General features: G+C 59.9%; 22 protein-coding genes. 11 read left to right on the forward strand and 11 right to left on the reverse strand.

The window, feature by feature from the left end:
- The first annotated feature begins 295 nt into the window (after positions 1-295).
- Complete coding sequence (locus tag AC13C2_RS11275; RefSeq protein WP_092761918.1) at positions 296-1,078, forward strand: 3-hydroxybutyrate dehydrogenase; 783 nt, start codon at positions 296-298, stop codon at positions 1,076-1,078.
- Positions 1,079-1,297: 219 nt separating this feature from the next.
- Here AC13C2_RS11275 and AC13C2_RS11280 read toward each other — a convergent pair whose 3' ends face one another.
- Positions 1,298-1,903, reverse strand: coding sequence for a DedA family protein (locus AC13C2_RS11280; RefSeq protein ID WP_482886853.1), 606 nt, complete (start codon positions 1,901-1,903; stop codon positions 1,298-1,300).
- A 526-nt stretch (positions 1,904-2,429) separates the two neighbouring features.
- On the opposite strand from AC13C2_RS11280, the gene AC13C2_RS11285 reads away from it, so the two are divergent.
- From AC13C2_RS11285 to AC13C2_RS11315, 7 genes are all read left to right on the forward strand, one after another.
- Entirely contained in the window at positions 2,430-2,774 is a 345-nt protein-coding gene (locus AC13C2_RS11285; protein WP_482886854.1) for a hypothetical protein, read from the forward strand.
- A gap of 101 nt (positions 2,775-2,875) precedes the next feature.
- On the forward strand, positions 2,876-3,787 hold the full coding sequence (locus AC13C2_RS11290; RefSeq protein WP_482886855.1) for a fatty acid desaturase: 912 nt from the start codon (positions 2,876-2,878) through the stop codon (positions 3,785-3,787).
- Positions 3,777-4,925, forward strand: coding sequence for an aminotransferase class I/II-fold pyridoxal phosphate-dependent enzyme (locus tag AC13C2_RS11295; RefSeq protein WP_482886856.1), 1,149 nt, complete (start codon positions 3,777-3,779; stop codon positions 4,923-4,925). Before AC13C2_RS11290 ends, AC13C2_RS11295 begins: the two co-directional genes overlap by 11 nt.
- A gap of 258 nt (positions 4,926-5,183) precedes the next feature.
- Complete coding sequence (locus tag AC13C2_RS11300) at positions 5,184-5,801, forward strand: phosphatase PAP2 family protein (protein WP_482886857.1); 618 nt, start codon at positions 5,184-5,186, stop codon at positions 5,799-5,801.
- A 619-nt stretch (positions 5,802-6,420) separates the two neighbouring features.
- Positions 6,421-7,023, forward strand: coding sequence for a cupredoxin domain-containing protein (locus AC13C2_RS11305; RefSeq protein ID WP_339646505.1), 603 nt, complete (start codon positions 6,421-6,423; stop codon positions 7,021-7,023).
- A gap of 34 nt (positions 7,024-7,057) precedes the next feature.
- Entirely contained in the window at positions 7,058-8,635 is a 1,578-nt protein-coding gene (locus AC13C2_RS11310) for a cytochrome c oxidase subunit I (RefSeq protein ID WP_339646503.1), read from the forward strand.
- 14 nt (positions 8,636-8,649) lie between these two features.
- Positions 8,650-9,489: a multicopper oxidase domain-containing protein gene (locus tag AC13C2_RS11315; protein WP_482886858.1), complete on the forward strand. Its 840-nt coding sequence runs from the start codon at positions 8,650-8,652 to the stop codon at positions 9,487-9,489.
- Positions 9,490-9,682: 193 nt separating this feature from the next.
- On the opposite strand, the gene AC13C2_RS11320 is transcribed toward AC13C2_RS11315, so the two are convergent.
- The 5 genes from AC13C2_RS11320 to AC13C2_RS11340 all read right to left on the reverse strand — a co-directional run bounded on the left by AC13C2_RS11320 (position 9,683) and on the right by AC13C2_RS11340 (position 13,714).
- Positions 9,683-11,035: a dihydrolipoyl dehydrogenase family protein gene (locus AC13C2_RS11320; protein ID WP_424337927.1), complete on the reverse strand. Its 1,353-nt coding sequence runs from the start codon at positions 11,033-11,035 to the stop codon at positions 9,683-9,685.
- Positions 11,036-11,057: 22 nt separating this feature from the next.
- Positions 11,058-12,488 carry a mercury(II) reductase gene (gene merA, locus AC13C2_RS11325; RefSeq protein ID WP_482886859.1) on the reverse strand — a complete coding sequence of 477 codons (1,431 nt, stop codon included), beginning with the start codon at positions 12,486-12,488 and terminating at the stop codon, positions 11,058-11,060.
- A 75-nt stretch (positions 12,489-12,563) separates the two neighbouring features.
- On the reverse strand, positions 12,564-12,950 hold the full coding sequence (merF, locus tag AC13C2_RS11330; protein WP_482886860.1) for a mercury resistance system transport protein MerF: 387 nt from the start codon (positions 12,948-12,950) through the stop codon (positions 12,564-12,566).
- A 50-nt stretch (positions 12,951-13,000) separates the two neighbouring features.
- Entirely contained in the window at positions 13,001-13,306 is a 306-nt protein-coding gene (locus AC13C2_RS11335; protein WP_092761945.1) for a heavy-metal-associated domain-containing protein, read from the reverse strand.
- Positions 13,307-13,321: 15 nt separating this feature from the next.
- The gene (locus AC13C2_RS11340; RefSeq protein ID WP_482887014.1) at positions 13,322-13,714 is read right to left on the reverse strand and encodes a mercuric transporter MerT family protein; all 393 of its coding nucleotides are present in this window, start codon (positions 13,712-13,714) and stop codon (positions 13,322-13,324) included.
- Positions 13,715-13,820: 106 nt separating this feature from the next.
- Here AC13C2_RS11340 and AC13C2_RS11345 point away from each other — a divergent pair, with 106 nt between their 5' ends.
- Complete coding sequence (locus tag AC13C2_RS11345) at positions 13,821-14,219, forward strand: MerR family transcriptional regulator (RefSeq protein ID WP_474521735.1); 399 nt, start codon at positions 13,821-13,823, stop codon at positions 14,217-14,219.
- 13 nt (positions 14,220-14,232) lie between these two features.
- On the opposite strand, the gene AC13C2_RS11350 is transcribed toward AC13C2_RS11345, so the two are convergent.
- Together AC13C2_RS11350 and AC13C2_RS11355 are read right to left on the reverse strand one after the other, a co-directional pair.
- The gene (locus tag AC13C2_RS11350; RefSeq protein ID WP_482886861.1) at positions 14,233-15,150 is read right to left on the reverse strand and encodes a DMT family transporter; all 918 of its coding nucleotides are present in this window, start codon (positions 15,148-15,150) and stop codon (positions 14,233-14,235) included.
- Positions 15,147-16,502 carry a class I SAM-dependent methyltransferase gene (locus AC13C2_RS11355; protein ID WP_482886862.1) on the reverse strand — a complete coding sequence of 452 codons (1,356 nt, stop codon included), beginning with the start codon at positions 16,500-16,502 and terminating at the stop codon, positions 15,147-15,149. Before AC13C2_RS11355 ends, AC13C2_RS11350 begins: the two co-directional genes overlap by 4 nt.
- A gap of 527 nt (positions 16,503-17,029) precedes the next feature.
- On the opposite strand from AC13C2_RS11355, the gene AC13C2_RS11360 reads away from it, so the two are divergent.
- Positions 17,030-18,148, forward strand: coding sequence for a DUF3734 domain-containing protein (locus AC13C2_RS11360; protein WP_482886863.1), 1,119 nt, complete (start codon positions 17,030-17,032; stop codon positions 18,146-18,148).
- 23 nt (positions 18,149-18,171) lie between these two features.
- Entirely contained in the window at positions 18,172-18,909 is a 738-nt protein-coding gene (locus AC13C2_RS11365; RefSeq protein WP_482886864.1) for an acetoacetate decarboxylase, read from the forward strand.
- A gap of 233 nt (positions 18,910-19,142) precedes the next feature.
- Here AC13C2_RS11365 and AC13C2_RS11370 read toward each other — a convergent pair whose 3' ends face one another.
- The 3 genes from AC13C2_RS11370 to AC13C2_RS11380 form a co-directional block, all read right to left on the reverse strand.
- On the reverse strand, positions 19,143-19,385 hold the full coding sequence (locus tag AC13C2_RS11370) for an EF-hand domain-containing protein (protein WP_482886865.1): 243 nt from the start codon (positions 19,383-19,385) through the stop codon (positions 19,143-19,145).
- Between the two features lie 157 nt (positions 19,386-19,542).
- Positions 19,543-20,262, reverse strand: coding sequence for a rhodoquinone biosynthesis methyltransferase RquA (rquA, locus tag AC13C2_RS11375; protein ID WP_482886866.1), 720 nt, complete (start codon positions 20,260-20,262; stop codon positions 19,543-19,545).
- A complete protein-coding gene (locus AC13C2_RS11380; RefSeq protein WP_482886867.1) occupies positions 20,255-20,953 on the reverse strand; it encodes a DUF2231 domain-containing protein in 699 nt (232 codons plus the stop codon). Before AC13C2_RS11380 ends, rquA begins: the two co-directional genes overlap by 8 nt.
- Positions 20,954-20,970: the final 17 nt, after the last annotated feature.

A 20,970-nucleotide genomic window follows, 5' to 3' on the forward strand; every position in this document is an offset into this window, starting at 1 on the left:
CAGGCAGATCATTTTCACGCTCCGCTTTTCAGGGCGGTATCTTCGCCATGGATCATGGAGGGAACCCGGATGGCGGTGGTCTTGTTGAGGTTGTCATGTTCATACACGCAAGTCAGACCAATCTGGTCTGTACCATTCTGGTTGACCGTGCCGGTCTGGCCGTCATTCGCCACTTTACGAAGAACCTGAATCCGGCAGAGATATGGTCCCTGCGTAAGGATACTTCGGGCCAGACGGTTGGATGTCTGTCGCCCGATCAACAAAGTCTGCCACCCCGCAGTCAAAGGAGAATACCATGAACCTCAACGGAAAAGTCTGCATCATCACCGGCTCTGCCAGCGGCATCGGCAAGGCGATTGCAGAACGCTATGTCGCGGATGGTGCCAAGGTTGCCATTGCCGACCTGCGTCTCGACGCGGCCAAGGCGACCGCAGAAGAACTGACCAAGAACGGCAAGGGCGAAGCCATCGGTGTCGAGATGAACGTGACTGATGAGGCGCAGGTGAACGCCGCTGTGCAGCAGGTCGTCGATCATTGGGGCGGCGTCGATGTGCTGGTGTCGAACGCCGGCATCCAGATCGTCCACAAGCTGGAAAACTTTCCCTATGACGACTGGAAAAAGCTGCTTTCGATTCATCTGGATGGCGCGTTCCTGACTTCCAAGGCGGTATTGCCGCATATGTACAAGGCAGGGTCCGGCTCGGTGATCCTCATGGGGTCGGTCCACTCCAAGGAAGCTTCGCCGCTGAAATCGGCCTATGTGACCGCCAAGCACGGCCTGCTGGGCCTCGCCCGCGTCATCGCAAAGGAGGGCGCGGAACATGGCGTGCGCGCCAATGTGATCTGTCCCGGCTTTGTGAAAACTCCGCTGGTGGAAAAGCAAATTCCAGAACAGGCAAAGGATTTGGGCATCACCGAGGAGGAGGTGATCAACGACATCATGCTGGGCGGCACCGTCGACAAGGAATTCACCACCGTCGAGGATGTAGCCGAAATCGCGCATGTCTTCGCCGCCTTCCCGACAAATGCCCTGACCGGCCAGTCGATGATCGTCAGCCACGGCTGGTTCATGGAGTAACCGGCTTCGGCGGGCCGCCACCCTGTCAGAATGTCAGCGGCGAATGGAACGCTGTCACCTTCGCGTCCATGGCATCCGCCTTTTTCGGATGTGTCAGACTGATCACTGTTAACGTTCTGTGATGGCCCGCCATATCCCTTAGACCTGTCCGGCTAACCTTGCGGGACAGTGCGACATATTTGTGGAGGTTGACCTGTGTTTCCAGTGATCTCTATGCCATCAAGGATCGGATGGCATGTCTGACGCCCTGCGTCGGCGCAGACGAAGATATCCGAAGATCAGAGCGCCGATCAGAAGTGGCACGACAATCGCCACCAGCATCCCGATGTGCCGCCCGATATAGGGCAGGATCGTGACTGACTGTCCAAGCCTGTAAGCCAGTATCGCCCAGAATCCGACCCAAAGCGCTGCACCGAGCATATTGGACAGAAGGAACGTCAGCCAATGCATGCGCGCGCTTCCCGCGACCAGCCCGTTCAGTTGACGCAGCAGCACGACAAAACGCGCAACGATGACCATCAGCGGACCATAACGCGCGGTAATCGCCTCGACCTTGGCGAAACGACTTTCGGTGATGCCGAAGCGGGCACCGTATGTCAGCAAGACCTGCCGCCCGTATCTGCGCCCAAGAAAATAGCCTATGTTGTCCCCCAGAACGGCGCCCAGCCAGGCCGCGATCACCACCTGCCAGATGCTGATCTGTCCGGTGCCCGCGATTGCGGACGACAGGATAAGCGCGCTTTCCCCCGGCACGGGAAGGCCCAGCGTTTCCAGGGTCAGCGACAAGAACAGAACGATCGGGCCGTATTGGTCGACCAGGGTCATTATACTGTCGCGTATCCAGATCAAGGGCTTGATCTCCCCTGTGGAAACCGCTCCACTGTTTTGCCCATTCCCGCAATGCCTTGGAGCATTACTGGCAATCAGGCACGGTCAGACATTCTCTTACTCCCTCATTCTTGGAACATATGGCGGACGATGACCTGTCAGGGCGAAGGTTGCAAATACCCAGCGGGGCAAACCGACAATACTCAACCGATAGCAGCGTCATAACGCAACGAGCGCTCGTCTTTGGCCCAGATCTTACCTAGCGACGCGGACGGTCGGAGCATTGCCGCAAACTGCACGGATCGAGATACATAGGATAGCAGAGTGACGCCAATGGTCACCCCGACCGACCTGACTGTCTGGAGCAGGATCATACCGCTCCTTCCCTATGTCATGACGACCGTATTGTTCGCCGCGTGTTTATTGCGGTCAATAAATTGCTCACCCCCGTCGGTCCGGTGCAGATAATGCGACAGGTCCGGGGCACACCCGGTGACATATCATCGCGCTGGCCCTGCTGTGTGTGGCTGGGGCTTATGCCGCACTGATCGGCTATGACTGGTCCACGCTTCGCCATATCGGCAAGAGCGTCCCGTTTTCCGCCGTCGCGACGGGCGGTTTTCTGGGATATGCCATCGGCAATACAGTCGGTGCAGGCCCGGTGACGGGCGGAGCGGTGCGATATCGCATCTATTCTGCGCTTGGCCTGTCGGGCTATGACATCGCGGCAATCGTCCTGCTCGGATCGCTGGCGTTCGGGCTGGGCGCAACGATCATCGGCTTCGGTGCGCTGGTCTGGCATCCCTATGCGCTCGTTCCGCTGGTGCCAATAAACCTGCACGGGGTCGGCGGGAAAGCCAGTCGGTAGAAAGATCTGCGGTCCGTCGACATGGGGCAGGCCTTCGACCAACCCGTCGGGGCTGTGTTTCCCCCTTCCGTCCGGTTTGCCCCACCTGATATGGCTGGCGCATGGACCACAGAACCTTCCTCACCACCATTCCGCCCGCCGAACGGACCCGTCTTACGGCCCTGTCCGACCGCGCCGGACTTACGCATCTGTCGGGCCACCTCGCCCTGATCGGACTGCTGGCCGGTGCCGTTTTCGTCAAGGTGCCTGGCTGGCCGGTTCTGATGCTGCCGCTGGGCATCGTGCTGATTTTCCTGTTCACGCTGCAGCACGAAACCACACATCAGACGCCGTTTCGCAATCGCGCGCTGAACGAATGGGTTGGACGGTTTTGCGGGCTGATCCTGCTGCTGCCGCCGACGTGGTTCCGCCTGTTCCATCTTGCGCATCACCGCCATACGCAGGACCTGGCGAACGACCCGGAACTGGCCACGCCCAAACCGAAAACGCGGGCGCAATACATACTGCACATAAGCGGCCTGCCGGTCTGGCGGACGATGATCGGGACGTTACTCCGCAATGCGACGGGGCGCGCCGAATATGCGTATGTACAGCCCTCCCGTCTTGCGCACGTCCGGGACGAGGCGCTTTTGATGCTGGGTCTCTATGCATTCGCCCTGACCGCCAGTCTTGCCGAAGGCAGCTTCATTCTGCTCTGGGTCTGGATCATGCCGATGCTGCTGGGACAGCCGTTCCTGCGCCTGTATCTGCTGGCAGAACACGGGCGATGTGCCACGGTTGCGAACATGTTGGAAAATACCCGGACGACACTGACCAATCGTGCGGTGCGCTGGATCGCGTGGAACATGCCATATCACACCGAACACCACGTCTGGCCAACCGTCCCGTTTCACCGCCTGCCCGAATTGCACCGCCTGATGCACCCGCATCTGGCTGAGGTCACGCCGGGCTACGTCCCCTTTCATCGCGAGTTGATCCGAGAATTATCCACCGGAGTCCCAGATGCACATTGATCCTTTCGGCGTCGAGATGTGGATAAACGCGCATGAAAACGACTGTGACCACAACCTTGCGGAAACCTGCGTCACCAGCCTGACGCTGGAGGAACTTCTGCATCTGTCGGGACGGAATGCGACGGCCCTGTCTCAGCTTTTGCCGCTCAAGCTGACCTATGGCGCGATCGAGGGGTCGGACGGACTGCGGGATGCCATTGCCGGGCTTTACGCTGCAAAAACGCGCAACGATATCCTTGTGACCCACGGCACCGCCGGAGCGAATGCGCTGGTATGGGCAGCGCTGGTTGGGCCGGATGATCCTGTCGTCAGCCTTGTGCCAACCTATCAGCAACACATTTCGATCCCAGAAAGTCTGGGCGCCAAGGTCACGAAGGTTCAACTGAGCGCCGCTGATCGTTGGTTGCCGGACATGGAAACGCTCGCCGCCGCCGTGACGCCAGCCACCCTGGTCATCGCTCTGACCAACCCGAACAACCCAACCGGATCGCTGATCGACCGCGCAGGATTGGAGAAGATCGCCGAAATCGCGCGCATCGGTCAGGGTGGAGCGGGTGCGTGGGTTCTGGTGGATGAGGTCTATCGAGGATCGGCGCAGGACGATGACGGCATGGGTCCGTCCATCGCCGATGTCTATGATCGCGGCATTTCGACGGCCGGAATGTCGAAAGTGTTCTCGCTGGCCGGCCTGCGCCTGGGCTGGATCTGCGCGCCCGCCGATGTGTTGCAGGCGGTGTCGCATCACCGCGACTACAATACGATTTCGGTCGGCATGATCGACGACCATCTGGCCACGCTGGCGCTTGGCGCGAGAGATCGCATTCTGGCCCGATCCCGCGAGATCACGCGCGGGAACCTTACGCTTTTGTCCGGTTGGATGGCGTCTGAACCGGCCCTGAACTGGGTGCGCCCCACTGCGGGCACGACGGCGCTGATCCGCTATGATTTGGACATGCCATCCGAACAGCTCTGCCTCGATCTGCTGGCTGAAGAAGGCGTGCTGTTCACGCCCGGCGCGGTCATGGGGGTCGAGGGCACGGTGCGGATCGGCTTTGCCAACGACCCGGCGGCAATGCGCGGCGGTTTGCCCAAGGTGTCGGCCTTCCTGCGGCGCAGACGGTCCATGACCCAGGCTTAGAACCTATGGAAACCGACGGCTTTGGCACAACATCTCCCGCTGCACGACTGCGCGGCACGACCGGGTGACCCCATCGTGTGATTGGTCCCGGCAACGGACCCTGTTGCTCCGAACAGGCCGCAGCCAGTTCAAGATCGGACACCCCCGTGCGCGATTGAACAAGCCCGAAAATTCGCTGATCGTCGGACAGCGAAGCAACAGCAAGACCAAGCAAAGGGGATTTTGTTGAGAATTATTTGCGTCCTTGTCGGAAGCATTTTGGCCAGCTCGCTGCTAACGGCCCTGCTCGTGCAAAGCGGACTGGACTGGAGATATTTCGTCTGGATACAGAATAGCCGTGCCGTGGGGCTTCTGCCATTGGCGGATCGGGTCGGATATGTTGCCCCGGTTCTGGTGTCTCTGGGTCTGGCTGCGGTCGCAACCGTCGCGCCGCGGCGGGGCGCTTGGTCGCTGACTGGGGCGTCGGTTGCCGCCGCTTTGGGCGGTCTTGCGGTGTCTATGGCACTAAAATCGGTTACCGGTCGGATGTCACCGCCCCATCATGCCTTCGGTGCCGGTCTTGCAGGGGCCGACAACAGTGCGGCCTTTCAGTTCGGGTTCCTCAATCAACCGCTTATCGGCGGCTGGCCATCGTCCCATGCAACTGTCGCCTTCGCCGTCCTTGTTGCGCTGGTGCTTCTTGCCCGGCGGAGAACTTATGTGGTGATCTTCGGAACGCCGCTTGCACTTTTCATCGGTCTGGGGGTCAGCTTTGGCTATCACTGGCTGTCCGAGTTCGCGTCGGGCATCCTGATTGGCAGCTCAGTGGGATATGCTGTGGCGCGATTCCTGGGCGGACCGGACTTTCGCACCGGCGAATCGCCAAATGAGACATAGTCTGAGATCGTCAACAACGGCTTGCAAAACTGGCGAGTCTCTGCCACCATGCCGAATGGTTGGGCGGTTTTTATCTCTTGTATTACTGTCTGCGTTGCTTCTTTCGGGGTACGGCGCAACACGCATGGCTCTGGCAATGCGGACCGGGCCAGTCGCCTTGATCTCCGACAGCACAGTCAACGACGTCTCGTCATCGGCGGTTTCTCTATTCGAAGCCCCGGTGTGTCCGATGATGACCACGTCTACGTCCTGCAGCACCGCCGGTCATGTCGCAACCGCGTGCCAGATTGCACTGTGTGATACTGAACCGACCATGGCTTTTTTGCTGACCCGGGTCAGCACCGTCAGCAGGCACCATTTGACGCTTGGCGCCAGCATTCATGAAGACTACGGGCTATTCCGGCCACCGCTGGTCTGATCGCACCCGGACAGGGGTGTCGCTGAAGAACCGGCAGACATCTCATCTTTCCGTCACACCTGCGACCGGACATTGTTTCGGACAACCGTCTTGTGGATGAACCCCGTGAAATTCCAGGGCATCCGACAACCCGCATCGCAGCCAAGACACAGCACACATTCTGAATTGAGGGGCGAAAATTTTCGTCCAGGGGAAGAGTAAATGGAAAATGCACTAGGCCTGACCGGGTATCAGGCAACGATGATGACCATCGTATTCGCGCTGGGAATTCTGGGAATAGGTGGCCTGTTGATGGCCATATTCTGGCCCAAGCGGTGGAAAATGAAATATCGTATGGAAATCGGCTTTGTGGTCTTGCTGGCCGTGCTGGTCTGGTATGCCGACCGCAAAAGCACCGAAGTCTATTCCGCCTATCAGGCCGACCTGAACGAGTCAGGGGAACTCTCGGTCGACGGCTATGAAGCTGCCGGGGAATTCGACCGCACCTTGCGGGTAATCGCGTTCCAATGGGGATTTGCGTTTCTGACCGACGAAGACGAGATCAGCCGCAATGCGGCGGTCGTCCAACCCGGCGAGCGCGTGTTGTTCGAAATCATTTCGAATGATGTGATCCATGGTTTCAACATTCCTGCCGTCGGCATCACCACCGAATTCGGACCGGGTGAAAACCGGCAGGTCTGGATCAGGGCACCCAAGGAACCTGGAAAATACCTGATCCAGTGCCTGAATTACTGCGGCGTCGGACACGCGCAGATGAAGGCATGGCTTGTGGTCGAGGGTCCGGAAGAAGGTGGTGAAGTATGAGCGTCGCAAGCAAATACCTGAGCGGAGAAGAATGATGACAAGCGCAAACGATACCGCCCGCATGGGTGGCCTGCCCCATTGGGAACCTGCCGACGTTCTTGGCAAGATGACCCTGTCCGATCTGCTGTTTTCACTCGATTACAGACATATTGCGATCAAGGGCATCCTGACGTCGATTGTCATGCTGGGCCTAGGCGGCCTGATGGCGATGCTGTTCCGCACCGAACTTGCCGTACCCGATATCCAGTTTTTCGATGCCCGGCCCTATATGTCACTGATGACGCTGCACGGGATGCTGATGGTCTTCGGCTTCGTGATCCCGTTCGTCGTCAACCTGATGTATTACATGATGCCCAAGGTTCTGGGCACCGACCGGCTGATATTCGCGCGCGGCGCACAATGGAGCTATTGGTTGTTGATCGTGGCGGCGTTGCTGCTGGTCATCTCACGCCCCGATTTCACCTGGACCTTCTATCCGCCGATGTCGCTGCGCGTCGGTGGCGAGTTGATCTGGATGGGCTATCTGGCCATCGTTCTGGTTGCGATTTCCGAATTTCTGGCCGGCTGCGTCGTCATCGCGAACGGCTGGAACGCGGCAAAGCGCATCGGCTGGTCAAAGCTGCCATTGATGGGTTGGGCGGCGATATCGGAAGGCCTGCTGCTGACGATCTCCACCCCTGCTCTGGCCTTCGTTGGCGGCGCATTGATGACCGACTGGTTGGGCACGACGGCCTTGTTCGATCCGGCACGGGGCGGCGACATTCCGACCTTCATGTTCCTGTTCTGGTTCTACGGCCACCCGGCCGTCTACCTGCCGCTGATGCCGGCAATCGCGGTGCTGTATACCCTGATGCCGCGATTCCTGGGGCGCCCGATCTGGAGTTACTGGTCCGGCGTCACCGCGTTCGCGATCCTGACCGTGCTGTCTTTCGTGGTCTATCCACACCACTTCCAGCCCGCCAATACGGTCAGCGGCTTGCTGGAACGCACGACACAGATCCTGACGATGCTGATCTTCATCCCGTCGACCCTGCACGTGTTCAACTGGATCGCGACTTTGTGGTATGACGACATCCCCATATCGGCAAAACGGGCAATCCCGTTCAAGTTCATCATCGCTGCGATCTTCTTTCTGATCCTCGGCGGAGTGACTGCCTATCTCAACGCGCAGATCGCGGTGAATGCTGACTTCGTGCACAACACCTACTTCGTGCCGGCACACTTTCATGCGATGTTCGTGGGCTTCATGGGAAATATGGCGATGGCGGGGGTTTACTACCTCTACCCCTACTTCACCGGCCGGATGTTCAGCCAGCGAATGGGTAACCTTCATTTCTGGCTGTGGCAGGTTGGGATTCTGGGCAAGGTAATGATGATGTACTATCTTGGCTTCGTGTATTTCCCGCGCTGGGTGGTGGATTATCTGCCGCTGCCGCAATGGGCAATTCCACAGTTGATGCTGACAGGTGCCGCCTATCTGATCGGCCTGGGATTCATCGTGTTCGTATTCAACATCATGTGGAGCAGCACCCGTGGCCGGACCGTTCAGGGTGATCCCTGGCCGATCGAAATGGCGGACACGCCCGCCGCCGCCGCCGCTCCAGCAGAATAGAAGGAGATATCAAGATGATAATGCGAACTTTCCTGTTTCTCGGATTGCTCCTTCTGGGGGGGACAGCCTATTTCGTGGTCGGCCGGACGCCGCCCACGGTTCAGGCTGCTCCGTTCATGTCCAATGTAACCATGTTGCAAGAGGAGGGCCTGCTGCCGGTCGGTCCTCTGGCGGAAGACGAAGAAGTCGAACACGACGTCTTTGAAGTGCCGCCTCAAGACGAGGTCATGTTGGAAGCAGCAATCGCCAACATGGACATGTCAGGAATGGACATGGGCAACATGGACATGGCCGCGCCTGACGCCACCGACATGGGCGACATGGCGGCGGACACCCCTGCCGAGCCTGACATGGGCAACATGGACATGGGCACGCCTGCCGCCACCGACATGGGCGACATGGCTGTGGATGATGGCGAGATCAGCGAAGAAGAAACCGAACGCCTGATGGCGGGGCAAATGGCCGGGCTGATCATTACCGATGACGGTCCTTTCGACCGTGAAATCAGCCTGTCGATGTCGGAATGGACGTTTTCCGACCTCGATATCGAAGCTCAGCCCGGGGAGAGGATCCGCTTCACGTTGCGCAATGATGGTGAGACCCTGCACGAGTTCATGTTCATGAGTATGGCCGGAATGCAGGGCGTGAATTACCGCGCCCGGCGGGCCGATTGGAGTCTTCTGGAACATGTGGCGCTTTATGAAAAGTCGCTGATGCTGCCCGGCGAGGAGATTACTTTTGTGGCCGAAGTTCTTCGACCAGGTGGCTGGATGTTCATGTGCATGCTGCCCTACCACATGCAGATGGGCATGATGGGACAGATCGCCACACCTGGAATGGCGATGGATATGTAAAGCCATATCCGTCCGGTCCGGCTCCGCGTGAAGACAAGGACTGCGCAACTGGGCGACATTGCTTTCAGGGCCGGAGATATCCGGCCCTGACCATACCCCGAATCCTTCCAACGTCACACCGCCAGCAAACCCTGCCGCCTATCGCGACAACGGTCATTGACTGTCATGCCTGTGCCAAAAGACCCATGTTCGATCAAAGAAGCGATCCCAAATCCGACCCTACACTGGGATAGACCGCTGTCATCGACCTGAGCTGTTTTGCGGTCAGCCCCAGCTTTATCGCCAGACCGAAAAAGTTGATCAGCTCGCCATACTCCGGCCCGAACATATGCGCCCCGAGGATCTTGCCGTCCGACTTGTCCACCAGGATTTTCGCGGCGGCGGATGTCTCTCCGATCCGATAATTGGAATACCAGCCGCCAGTGTCGGTAAATCGGACGTCGACATCGTGCCCGGCCTCTTTGGCTTCCGCCTCCAGCAGTCCGACACGGGCCAGTTCAGGAACCGTGAATACCGCCGTCGGAATACCTGCGTAGTCCGGTGCCACCTGAGCGTCCTTAAGCATGTTCGAGGCCGCGACCTTGCCTTCGATCACGGCAACCGGCGTCAGCGGCATGCCCCCGGTATCGGCGGAGTCTCCGGCGGCAAAGATCGCGCTGTTCGCCGTGCTTTGCAGATGCGGTGCCACTGCAATGCCCTTGTCGCCATAGGTGACGCCCGCGGCCTCCAGGTTCAGGTCCGCAAGGGCCGCGATGCGACCTGCGCCATGTACCACCAGATCGGTCTCGATGGTCCTGGCCTGTCCTCCCGATGTCACCTCGACAGTGAAGACGCCACCGTTCTCCGCAACCGATACGATCTCGGTTTCGCGCTGCAGTTCCACTCCGATGCGTGCGCTGCGCTCGATCATCATCTCGACCAGATCGGGGTCAAAGGCTCTCAACGGTCGTGGGCCGCGATCAACGATAACCGGCGCCGCGCCGGCACGGGCCGCAATATGGGCAAACTCAAAGGATACGAAGCCGCCGCCGACAAAAAGGATGCGCTTGGGCAGCGCCTTCAGATTGAGGAATTCCGTGCTGTCGATCATCAGATCGGCTCCGTCAAAACGAACCGGCCTGGGCATCGCACCGGCAGCGACAAGAAAGCGGCGCGCCTCATACGGCTTTCCATCGACTTCCAGCGTATTTGTCCCGGTAAATCGCGCAGCACCGTGCAATGTCTCGACACCGTTACCCGTCAGGCCTTTCTCCATCTTGTCCGGGACCGGATCGGTGAAGCCGCGCTTGTGGGCCATCAGGTCGGACCAGTTGATCGTCAGGCCATGGGGGTCGATCCCCTTGCCCTGCATCAGTCGTGCGGCATCGACGATCTCTGCGCCGCGCCGGAGGATTTTCTTTGGATCACAGCCGCGCAATGCGCAGGTGCCGCCGTAGGGCAGCGCATCGACGATAGCCACACGCCAGCCCGCAGCTCCGCATTTGTTCGCCGCCGCGACCCCGGCCATGCCTGCGCCGATAACGATCAGGTCGTATATTTCTTCCATATTCTGGTCCTCGCTTGATGTCTTATCCTGCACAGCAGCTTAATTTCGCCACATCCATGTCGAAGGTCTGCGCCGCCAGCTTCAGGCCTTCCACGGTCGTCAGATAGGGGAAGATCGTCTCGCCCAGTGTCTTTGTCGTCATCCCGAACTTCAGAGCCATGACCAGTGTCTGGATGGTGTCCGACCCTTCGGGTGCCACGATCTGGCCGCCAAGCAGTCTGTCGGAGTCCTTGTCCGCCACCAGCTTGATCAATCCACGTGTGTCGCGGGCGGCCAGTGCGCGCGGCACCTGATCGAGCGGCACGATGGAAGTCTTGACATCGAATCCGGCCTCCCGCGCCTCATGCTCGCCGAGGCCGACACCGGCAACCTGAGGGTCAGAAAACACGACCCATGGCATGACGGAGTTGTCGTAGCGCTGGTCACCGCCCAGAACGGCATTCTTCACTGCAAGCTTGGCGCCGTAGGCAGCCATGTAGACGAACTGATCCCGGTCGGTCACATCGCCCGCCGCGTAGATGCCGGGCACCGAGGTCCGCATGTCGTCGCCAATCACGATGGATCCGCGCGCGTTGGTCTCTACGCCGACCGCTTCTAGGCCCAGACCATCGGTATTGGCACGCCTTCCAGCGGTTGAAACAAGATGATCCGCCGTCACTTCGACAGGTTCGCCGTCCCGTATGACCCGCAGGGTCACGCCTGCCGCATCACGGCGCACGCTTTCATAGCTCAGCCCTGTAAGCAGCGTGATCCCCTCGGCCGCAAAGGCGTCCGTCAAGGCCTCCGATACTTCTGGCTCTGCATCCGGCAACAGGCGCGACCGCGTGACCAGCGTGACCTTGACGCCCATCCTGCCCATCATCTGTGCCAGTTCCGCGCCGATGTATCCCGCGCCGATGAAGATCAGACTTTCAGGTAGGGTCGTCAGTTCCAGAAGGCTGGTGCTGTTGAGGGCGCCGATCTCCTCGATCCCGTCAATCGCCGGCAGGACCGGGCGTCCTCCCGTCGCGACGATCAGCTTCGACGCGGTTAGGGTGCGGCCGCCGACGATGATACCGCCTTCAATGATTTGCGCAGGGCCGTCATCAATGTAATCGACACCGGCATATTGCGGCAGCAGGTCAGCGTATTTCTTCTGACGCAGGGTCGCCACCAGATCGTCCTTGGACTGAACCAGCGTTTGCCAGTCATCAACCTGGGCCTGACCGGACAGGCCGGGAAACCGCCCGGCCGAGTGGGCCCCATGGATCGCCTCGGCCGCGCGGATCATCGCTTTCGACGGCACGCACCCGACATTCACGCATGTGCCCCCAATGGTGCCGTGCCCGACAAGCGCCACGCGCTTGCCCGCGTCAGCAGCGGTGATCGACGCAGAAAACCCTGCCGATCCGGCTCCTATGACAATCAGGTCGTAGCCGCCGTAGCCGTCGTCATTCCTGTCAGTGTCTTTCATATTGGTATGCCTCATTTGTGTCTGGATTGTTCTGTCTGGCGACAATCAGACAGTCGATCGCCTCGACGGCTGTAATCATCGTATCGCTTCGCTGGGTTTCATCCGGTTGAGGAAAAGCGCGTAGAGTCCGACAGCGGCAAACGCACCGACGGAGATGCGGAGGGCGAAGCGAAACTCCAGCCAGATGAGGGCAGCCGACAACAAAGCGGCAATCGCCGTCGCCCAGAGTTTCGGACTTGGTCCCCGTCGGCCCGCGCGCAACCAGAGCGCCTGTGCAACGACGGCAAGGCATAAGAACAGCAGCGGGAACAGTACATAATCGAGCCAGCCGGTCAGGGCAGACAGGCCGACACCTGCTACAACGACGACCAGCAGCGGTGTAAAGCAACAAACAGCCATGAAGAGCGCACCGCCGAGCCCTCGTTTCAGCAATCGGTCGGGGGTTTCAGGTGTGTCCGTCAAGGGTCTGGCTTTCATTGAACTACGTTGAGGAATGACCGGGGTTTGGCGCTTCACGAGTCAATTTCGGGCAGAACAGACGCCGGATAGCCGTTGGCAGTCACTGCCGCGATGATGCTCGCTACGGTTGTTTCGGTATCTTCAAAACTCACGGCGAAGATACCTTGACCGTCCTCCGGTCCATCCTCGAAACCATTGATTTCCACTGACGGAACGCCCCGGAGAGCGCTCGCGACGATGAAAGAACAGGACGGACAGGTCAATTCGCCGACGGTGATCTCGATCCTGCGCTCTTCAGCCAAGGCCGCAGACGATAGCGCGGCAACGGTGAGTGCCGATGACAACAGTAGGTGCTTCATGAATTTGATCCTTGGTCAGAATTTCAGGATATACGGGGTGATGTATGGAAAGATCATCGCGACAACGACTATCACGGTGGCGATCCAGAGCGTCGCCCGCATCACGCGACGATCAACCGGACGCGCACAAGTGCCGTCCGCACAAGCCTCCGCGTTCACAGGCTTGTAGGCCTTGTAAAACCCGTATCCTATGAATGCGGCGCTCAGAGCGAAAGTGTACCACTTGTAGGCATAGAGCGCGCCAAGCTGCGCGATGAAAACGCCTGTCACGCCGAAGCTCACAAGGACCAGCGGCAGGATACAGCACGAGGTCATTGCCACCGCGCCCAGAACGCCAAAGCCGGTCGCGCCCCAGCCCTTTGCGGTTTCATCACTGGCCGGTCGCGTCTGGCTGGTGATCTGCTCCATAAAACCCTGCTCCATCGAATCGCCCTTGATTGGTTGTTTCCATCCTCCTAAGGTCTGTAGCTGATACAGGCTCAAGGGGCTTTTGCGTAAAATGCATGACAGAAGCGTGAAACCGCTCCGGCGGGTCGACTTGGCGCGGGCCACTGGCTGCAACCTCGAAACCATCCGCTATTATGAAACGGTCGGCATCATGCCCGACCCGCCCCGCAGCGCAAAAGGCTATCGAAGCTATGACGACACCCACGTCAGGCGATTGAAATTCGTCATGCGGTCCCGCGATCTGGGCTTCAGTCTGGAAGAAATCCGGGAGCTGATGGGATTGGTCGATAATCGGACCCAAACCTGTGCCGAGGTCCAGGCTGTTGCCGAGAGCCACCTGAAAGATGTTCAGGCCAAAATTGCCGATCTGGCCCGGATTGAACGTGTCCTGTCAGAGACTGTTGCCAGATGTACCGGCGACGCCGCCCCGGACTGCGCCGTCATTGATGCGCTGCTTGAAGCTTGAGAAAACTGCGTCGTCAGGGTTCCGATCCTTCGCCCTGCAGCGCTCCGGCTGTCATCGGGTCATCGGTTGCAGGACGCCGGTTGGCCAGCGCGATGCCAGCAAGCGACAGGCTGATACCCGCGACCTCGATCCAACCCAGACGCTCGCCGAAAAATGCCACCCCCATCGCAAGACCGAAGATCGGGACCAGAAAGCTGAAGGCGTTGGCGCGATTCAATTCGGTCGTGGCGAGGATTTCACTCCAGAGCCAATAGGCCAGCGAAGAGCCGAAAAGGCTGAGCGCGCCCAGGATCATGACGAATTCCAGCGACCAGCGAACATTGGCCGGATCCTCGAAGACAAAGGCCCCGGCCAGCAGGGGCAGGCCGCCAATCATCAGTTGGGCACCCATAGCCATGACAGGGTCTGTCTTTCCGGCGATGGTCCGGATCAGAACGTTGCTGATGGTGATGCCGAGAGCCGCCAGCAGGATATAGGCCGCCCCCAGTCCGAAACTCCCTGCCTCCAGGGTGAAAAGCTGTGGAAGCGCGATCAGGACGATACCGCCAAAGCCCAGCCCCATGCCGGTCCAGCCAATGTGCCCGAGACGCTCTTGCAGGACAAAACCCGCAAGGACCGCCGCCAGAAGCGGCTGGGTATTGGCAAGAACCGTCGCAATGCCGGGCAGAATGAACTCGGAGGCCATGAACATGCCCAGATATCCGAGGCTGGTGGCTCCGAAGCCGACGGCGATCAGGGTAAGCCACGTCCGGCCCCCCTGTGGCCACGGGCGCCCGAGGACCAGCCCCAGACCGACCAGTGCAGCCCCCGCCAGAAAGGCGCGCAGCGCCGCGAAGGTGAGATGCGGCGCGTAGGCGTAGCCCGCAGTGATGAGCGGAAAGCAGACCGCCCAAAGGAACATCACCAGCACGATCCGCGATGTGGCGATCATCCGGTGGTCGTGCAGACGGTCGGTTCCTTCACGCGCCCGCCCGTTTCAAAACGTGCGCCGACAGTCGCATCTGCCGACAATTGAGGGCGCGGCACGGTTGCGGCTTCGATCAGATAATCGCGGGTCAGCGGCACGGCATCGATACGATGCGCCAGCTGAAGCTGGAACACCACCAGACCGTTGTGACGAAACCCGGCCTCGCAAGCGGCAAGGTAGAATTCCCACATCCGGCAGAACCGCTCGTCGTAAAGCGACACAACCTCGTGGCGGCGCGCCATGAAGCGCGCGCGCCAGGCTTTCAGCGTCTCGGCATAATGCAGCCGCAGCACTTCAATATCGCTCACCACCAGTCCGCTCTTCTCGACCGCCGGCATGATCTCGGAGAGCGACGGGATATAACCGCCGGGGAAGATGTATTTTCTTATCCAGGGATGCGGCGCAGCGGGTTCGGCCGTGCTGCCGATGGTATGGATCAGCGCCACGCCATCATCTTTCAGCAGCGCCGCGACCTTGGCGAAATATTCGTCGTAATGTCCTGCACCGACATGTTCGAACATGCCGACCGAGACAATCCGGTCGTAATGCCCCTGTTCCTGCCGGTAGTCGCGCAGCATGAAACGTGCCCGAGCGCCAAGCCCTTCCCGGTCCGCGCGCGCCTTGGCATGTTTCTGTTGTTCTACCGACAGCGTTACCCCGGTAACATCCGCGCCTGCCATGCGCGCCATGAACAATCCCAGCCCGCCCCAGCCCGAGCCGATATCAAGCAGCCTCAGTCCCGGTTCCAGCCGGAGCTTGGCAGCGATGTAGCGCATCTTGCGCGTCTGCGCTTCCTCAAGGCTGTCGTCGGGCGTTGCGTAGTAGGCGCAGGAATATTGCCGCTCGGGATCCAGGAACAGATCGTAGAGATCGTCGCTCAGGTCATAATGATGCGCGACGTTCTCCTGGGCCTTGCCGACGGGATTGTGCATCAACAGCGGCCGCACCAGCCGCCGCAGCCTTTGCTGCATCCGACGCAGCCCGTAACCTGCCCCTGTTCGGGTGTTGGAAAGGCAGAGATCGAGAAAGCCGTAGATATCGCCGCGTTCAACCGTCAGAGTGCCGTCCATCCAGGCTTCGCCGATGGCTATATCCGCATTGAACGCGACACGTCGCAGTGTGCTCCAGTCACGGATTGCGATCGCGATTTCGGGTCTGCCCTTTCCGAATTTTCGCCTGGTTCCATCGGGCAGACGCAGATGCAGCGTGCCACGGCGGATGATCGATTTAAGTGCGCGTTCCAGCAGCCATTGCGATACGAACGGGCGCTTCAGGATAGGTGCCGAGGTCTGGTCGGAGTTGTAACAATCGGTCATGATATGCTCCTGTCGCAGATATCGTGTGCGTGCAGACCCGCGAGGGGATCGTTCCAAGCCATAGCCGTAAAGCCAGTCCGGGATCCGTCCCGATGACTGGCGGCGATCACTCCGGCCTCCCGTGGAGTCCATGGTTGTCGGACCTGCGGAAAACGGAAGCAGGCGAAGATGCCACTGCCGATCAGCACTACAAGCGGCCAATTATAGACTACCCATTGCATTGACTTCACACCTTTCCGACACAGGATCGGGAACCAGGCTCAAGCCGTGATCGCATAGTCGCCGATATCACTAAGACGTCCCCTGACGCGCGATATTACAGATGGGTTCGAAAACAGGATGACGGGGCGAACACCTTCACCCGACCCGGGCCAGGGCCGGGCCATTCGCTGGAAGACGGTCACTGGATATTACCACGGGATATCACCGCGAATTCGCCTCATCGAAAGGCGGGCATTCCGCCCCGAGCCTTGAAACGCGTTGTTCCCGTCAGTATCTGCGCAAGACACCCGAAGACGGAAATCGCCATGAATGCGACGACGGAAATCAAGGAACTGGACGTTCTGGTGCTTCAGGGCGGCGGTGCATTGGGGGCCTATCAGGCCGGCGCGTTCGAGGCGCTGTTTGCCAGCGGGCGACATACCGACTGGGTTGCAGGGGTCTCTATCGGGGCGATCAACGCGGCATTGATCGCGGGCAATCCGGCGGGGCGGCGCGTGGAACGCCTGCGCATGTTCTGGGAACGGGTCTCGCAGGCGACAGCGGTATTCAAGTTGCCGTCGGGCTTCGCGGCGCGGGGTATATTCAATGAACTCAGCGCCGGAACGGTCATGGCGACAGGGGTGCCGGGCTTCTTCCAGCCACGTTTTCCGCCCGCTTTCCTGATGCCGCCCGGCAGCGCCGGAGCAACAAGTTTTTACGATACCGCCCCGCTTCGCGACACACTGCTGGACCTGGTGGATTTCGATTACCTCAACGACGGTCCGACCCGATTCAGCACGGGCGCGGTCAATGTCGAAACCGGCAACATGATCTGGTTCGACAGCGCACATGACAGGATCGGGCCAGAGCATGTGATGGCCAGCGGCGCGCTGCCGCCCGGTTTTCCTGCAGTCGAGATCGATGGGCAATTCTACTGGGATGGCGGTTTGGTGTCGAACACGCCGTTGCAATATGTCTATGACGAACGCGGGCCAGACGATCTCTGCGTGTTTCAGGTCGATCTGTTCAGTGCACGCGGCCCCCTGCCCGCCTCGGTCTGGGATATCGAGGCACGCGCCAAGGACATCCGCTTTTCCAGCCGCACCCGGCTCAACACCGACATGCTGTGCGAGATGCAGACAGCCCACGTTGCGGGACGGCGACTATACGAGAAACTGCCACCGGAGTTGCGCGACGATCCCGATGCGCGGGCGTTGCTGACGAACAGACACGATCCGAAAATCACCGTCGCCCACCTCATCTACCGCCAGACCCCGCACGAGACCCAGTCCAAGGACTATGAGTTTTCGCGCAGCTCGATGCTGGATCACTGGAAAGCCGGTGCGCAGGATACGGCCACCACCCTGGCCCATCCGGAATGGATCGCGCGCCATGACGATCCCGCCCAGGTTCGGGTTTTCGATCTGGCAGATGAACGGCCCTGACGGTTGCGTAAAAGGAAAGCCCTATGAAAATTGCCGATATTCGCAAGTCCGCCTTCGCGATGCCGCTCACCAGCCCGTCCTATCCGCCGGGTCCGTATAAATTCGTCAATCGCGAATACATGATCATCACCTACCGCACCGATATCGACGCCCTTCGTGCCGTCGTACCCGAGCCGCTGGAAGTGACCGAACCGTTGGTGAATTACGAATTCATCCGGATGCCGGATTCGACCGGATTCGGCGATTACACCGAAAGCGGTCAGGTCATTCCGGTCGATTTTGAGGGCCGCAAGGGCAGTTATGTCCATGCGATGTATCTCAACGATGACAGCCCGATTGCGGGTGGGCGCGAGATCTGGGGCTTTCCGAAGAAACTGGCCGAGCCCTGCATGCATGTTGAAAAGGACACGCTGGTCGGCACACTCAATGTCGGTTCGATTCAGGTCGCCAGCGGCACCATGGGCTACAAACACCGCGAACTTGACCGCGACGTGGTGCGCGAAAGCCTGCTGGCTCCGAGCTACCTTCTCAAGATCATCCCGCATGTCGACTGCACGCCGCGCATTTGCGAGCTGGTCGAATATTATCTGGAAGATGTCACGGTAAAAGGCGCGTGGAGCGGCCCTGCGGCGCTGGAACTGCAAGGCCATGCCCTCGCCCCCGTCGCGCAGTTGCCGGTGCTGGAGGTGCTGTCGGCCACGCATGTGCTGGCCGACCTGACGCTTGGGTTGGGCCGGGTCGTGCACGACTACATGGATTGACTTTTCCCGTCGTGGGCAGTGTTGCCTACGGCCTTCGAAGCGGCTCGTTCCGAAGACGCCGATGGGCGCAACGACGCGTTGAACCGATCACGTTGCACCGGTCAAGCCGGTGCAACGTGCACTTGGATTTGCTGTCTGGGCGCGGTCCGGACTGATCCGGCGGTCAATTCCCGGCCTCACCAGCCGACCGCGCCGCACGACGCCTGTCGCAGGTCCGAAGACCGGCACGCACGTTACTCCATCGACGGCAGTTGACCGGACTCGATCGCGGCCGCCAGTTCCTCGGCGTCCACCGCTTCATCCTTATTGGTGTCCAGCGCGGCATAATCGGCTTCGGTCAGGTCAGCATATTCTGTCCGCATTTCGGTCAGCGAATAGAGTCCGTCCTGATCGGTATCCATCTCATGGGCAAGCGCGGCACCGGCAAAGCCGGCGGTACCGATGGCAGCAGCGGCAATCAATATTTTGGTGTTCATGGTATTTCACCTTGTTGACTGTGAAAGCGGACAGCTCTTGCGTCCACTGATAGAAAGACGCTCAATCGCGCCGGGCATTACACATTTTCGGAAATGCCAAGGCAATCTTCGGCGGGATTTCGCAAAGCACAGGCCCATGGCGCCCGGACAGGCATTTTCAGACGTTGAAACGTTCGGCGATGACCACCTGAAAAAGCCCTGCGAAACGGGTTTCTCGCGTCCAGGAAAATTCCTGCGGGTGCGACGCCAGCGCAGCTATCGGTGTGTGCCACATCGCGGTGGCATAGGGTTCCAAAAGCGCGAATACCGCCGCCATCACCGGCCGCAGCGGGTGCCATCGCAACGGACAAGCGTAATCGACAAACATCGCCCTTCCGCCAGGTGCCACCGCCGCCAACGCGGCATCGACGACGCGGCGTTTCAGCGGGTCCGGCATTTCGTGCAGCAGAAAGAAGCTCAGCACGCAGTCGAAACTGCCTGAACGGGTGGTGGTGGCATCGGCGACACTCGCTCGCACCCAGTCCATCCCCACCAGTTTGCGGCGGATATTGGCAATCTGGATCGGCGCAACATCGACGATGTCGAGCGCACCCTCCGGACCGACCTGCCTGGCCAGCCGCTGCGACAGGTCGCCATAGACGCAGGCGAGTTGCAGCACCCGGTTGCCACCTGCAATCCTCGTCAGCACTGTGTCCGACAAGCGGCGATACTGGCCCCAGAGGATCGCCGAAACTATTACTTTGTGGTCAAAAATACGGATACTGGCGGGCCTGAGATAGGCCCACCAATAGGTGCGTTCCAGATAATCCGGCAGCTCCGTTTCCGGATTACCGACTTTTCCAAGTGCTCTGACGAACCGAGCGTCCCTGTCAGACACGGCGTTTCCAGCCGATGATGCCGATGGCGATCAGCAGCAGCGCGCCCGCAACATAGACTGCCAACATCCAGGTCGGCAGATAGAAGGTCATATAGACGTTCCAGCCGATCCAGCTGAGGCTTTTCGTCACCAGCGACGGCGTGCCGGTCAACGAACCGCCCAGAGTGCCGGTGATCGTGATGACGATCGCGCCGATCGTCGCCAGCGTGAAGGTGATCCAGCGCTGCGCGCCTACGAACAGGTGACGGCGGAAACGATAGCCGAGCACGCTCATCACGGTCCAATAACTCAGCGTCCAGGTCGCCAGAATGATGTGATTGCGGCCCAACGGGCTTTCGGTGATCGCCGACCATGGATAAATCGTCAGGCCCAGACCATAGGTCACGAAACCGGCCAGTGTGCCCAGTGCCGCCACCGGCCAGATCGCATTTTGCACGCGAACCGCGAACTTCGAATCTGAAAATGAGCGGATCAGGATGAACAGATAGGCCGTCATCCAAAGACCGACCGGGAAGTGCGCCACGAGAATGTGATAGACCGGGCTCAGCGACCACGAGGGTGCGCCCTCGACGGCCACGGCCACCCCGCCGTCCGCGCCATGCGCCAGCGCCGCGCCGGTCGCCGCCACCAGTATGCCGGCGCTTGTCAGCCCGATCCGGCTGCCGCGCGCCATCCATCCAGAGCGTTTCATGTCGTTATCCTTTCGTG

This window comes from Jannaschia sp. L-14R (assembly GCF_056857695.1).

Excerpts from the sequence above, each read along its gene's own strand:
- AC13C2_RS11275 (WP_092761918.1), top strand. The coding sequence starts at position 296 with ATGAACCTCAACGGAAAAGTCTGCATCATCACCGGCTCTGCCAGCGGC.
- AC13C2_RS11280 (WP_482886853.1), bottom strand. The coding sequence starts at position 1,903 with ATGACCCTGGTCGACCAATACGGCCCGATCGTTCTGTTCTTGTCGCTG.
- AC13C2_RS11290 (WP_482886855.1), top strand. The coding sequence starts at position 2,876 with ATGGACCACAGAACCTTCCTCACCACCATTCCGCCCGCCGAACGGACC.
- AC13C2_RS11295 (WP_482886856.1), top strand. The coding sequence starts at position 3,777 with ATGCACATTGATCCTTTCGGCGTCGAGATGTGGATAAACGCGCATGAA.
- AC13C2_RS11305 (WP_339646505.1), top strand. The coding sequence starts at position 6,421 with ATGGAAAATGCACTAGGCCTGACCGGGTATCAGGCAACGATGATGACC.
- AC13C2_RS11310 (WP_339646503.1), top strand. The coding sequence starts at position 7,058 with ATGACAAGCGCAAACGATACCGCCCGCATGGGTGGCCTGCCCCATTGG.
- AC13C2_RS11315 (WP_482886858.1), top strand. The coding sequence starts at position 8,650 with ATGATAATGCGAACTTTCCTGTTTCTCGGATTGCTCCTTCTGGGGGGG.
- AC13C2_RS11320 (WP_424337927.1), bottom strand. The coding sequence starts at position 11,035 with ATGGAAGAAATATACGACCTGATCGTTATCGGCGCAGGCATGGCCGGG.
- merA (WP_482886859.1), bottom strand. The coding sequence starts at position 12,488 with ATGAAAGACACTGACAGGAATGACGACGGCTACGGCGGCTACGACCTG.
- AC13C2_RS11335 (WP_092761945.1), bottom strand. The coding sequence starts at position 13,306 with ATGAAGCACCTACTGTTGTCATCGGCACTCACCGTTGCCGCGCTATCG.
- AC13C2_RS11340 (WP_482887014.1), bottom strand. The coding sequence starts at position 13,714 with ATGGAGCAGATCACCAGCCAGACGCGACCGGCCAGTGATGAAACCGCA.
- AC13C2_RS11350 (WP_482886861.1), bottom strand. The coding sequence starts at position 15,150 with ATGATCGCCACATCGCGGATCGTGCTGGTGATGTTCCTTTGGGCGGTC.
- AC13C2_RS11355 (WP_482886862.1), bottom strand. The coding sequence starts at position 16,502 with ATGACCGATTGTTACAACTCCGACCAGACCTCGGCACCTATCCTGAAG.
- AC13C2_RS11360 (WP_482886863.1), top strand. The coding sequence starts at position 17,030 with ATGAATGCGACGACGGAAATCAAGGAACTGGACGTTCTGGTGCTTCAG.
- AC13C2_RS11365 (WP_482886864.1), top strand. The coding sequence starts at position 18,172 with ATGAAAATTGCCGATATTCGCAAGTCCGCCTTCGCGATGCCGCTCACC.
- AC13C2_RS11370 (WP_482886865.1), bottom strand. The coding sequence starts at position 19,385 with ATGAACACCAAAATATTGATTGCCGCTGCTGCCATCGGTACCGCCGGC.
- AC13C2_RS11380 (WP_482886867.1), bottom strand. The coding sequence starts at position 20,953 with ATGAAACGCTCTGGATGGATGGCGCGCGGCAGCCGGATCGGGCTGACA.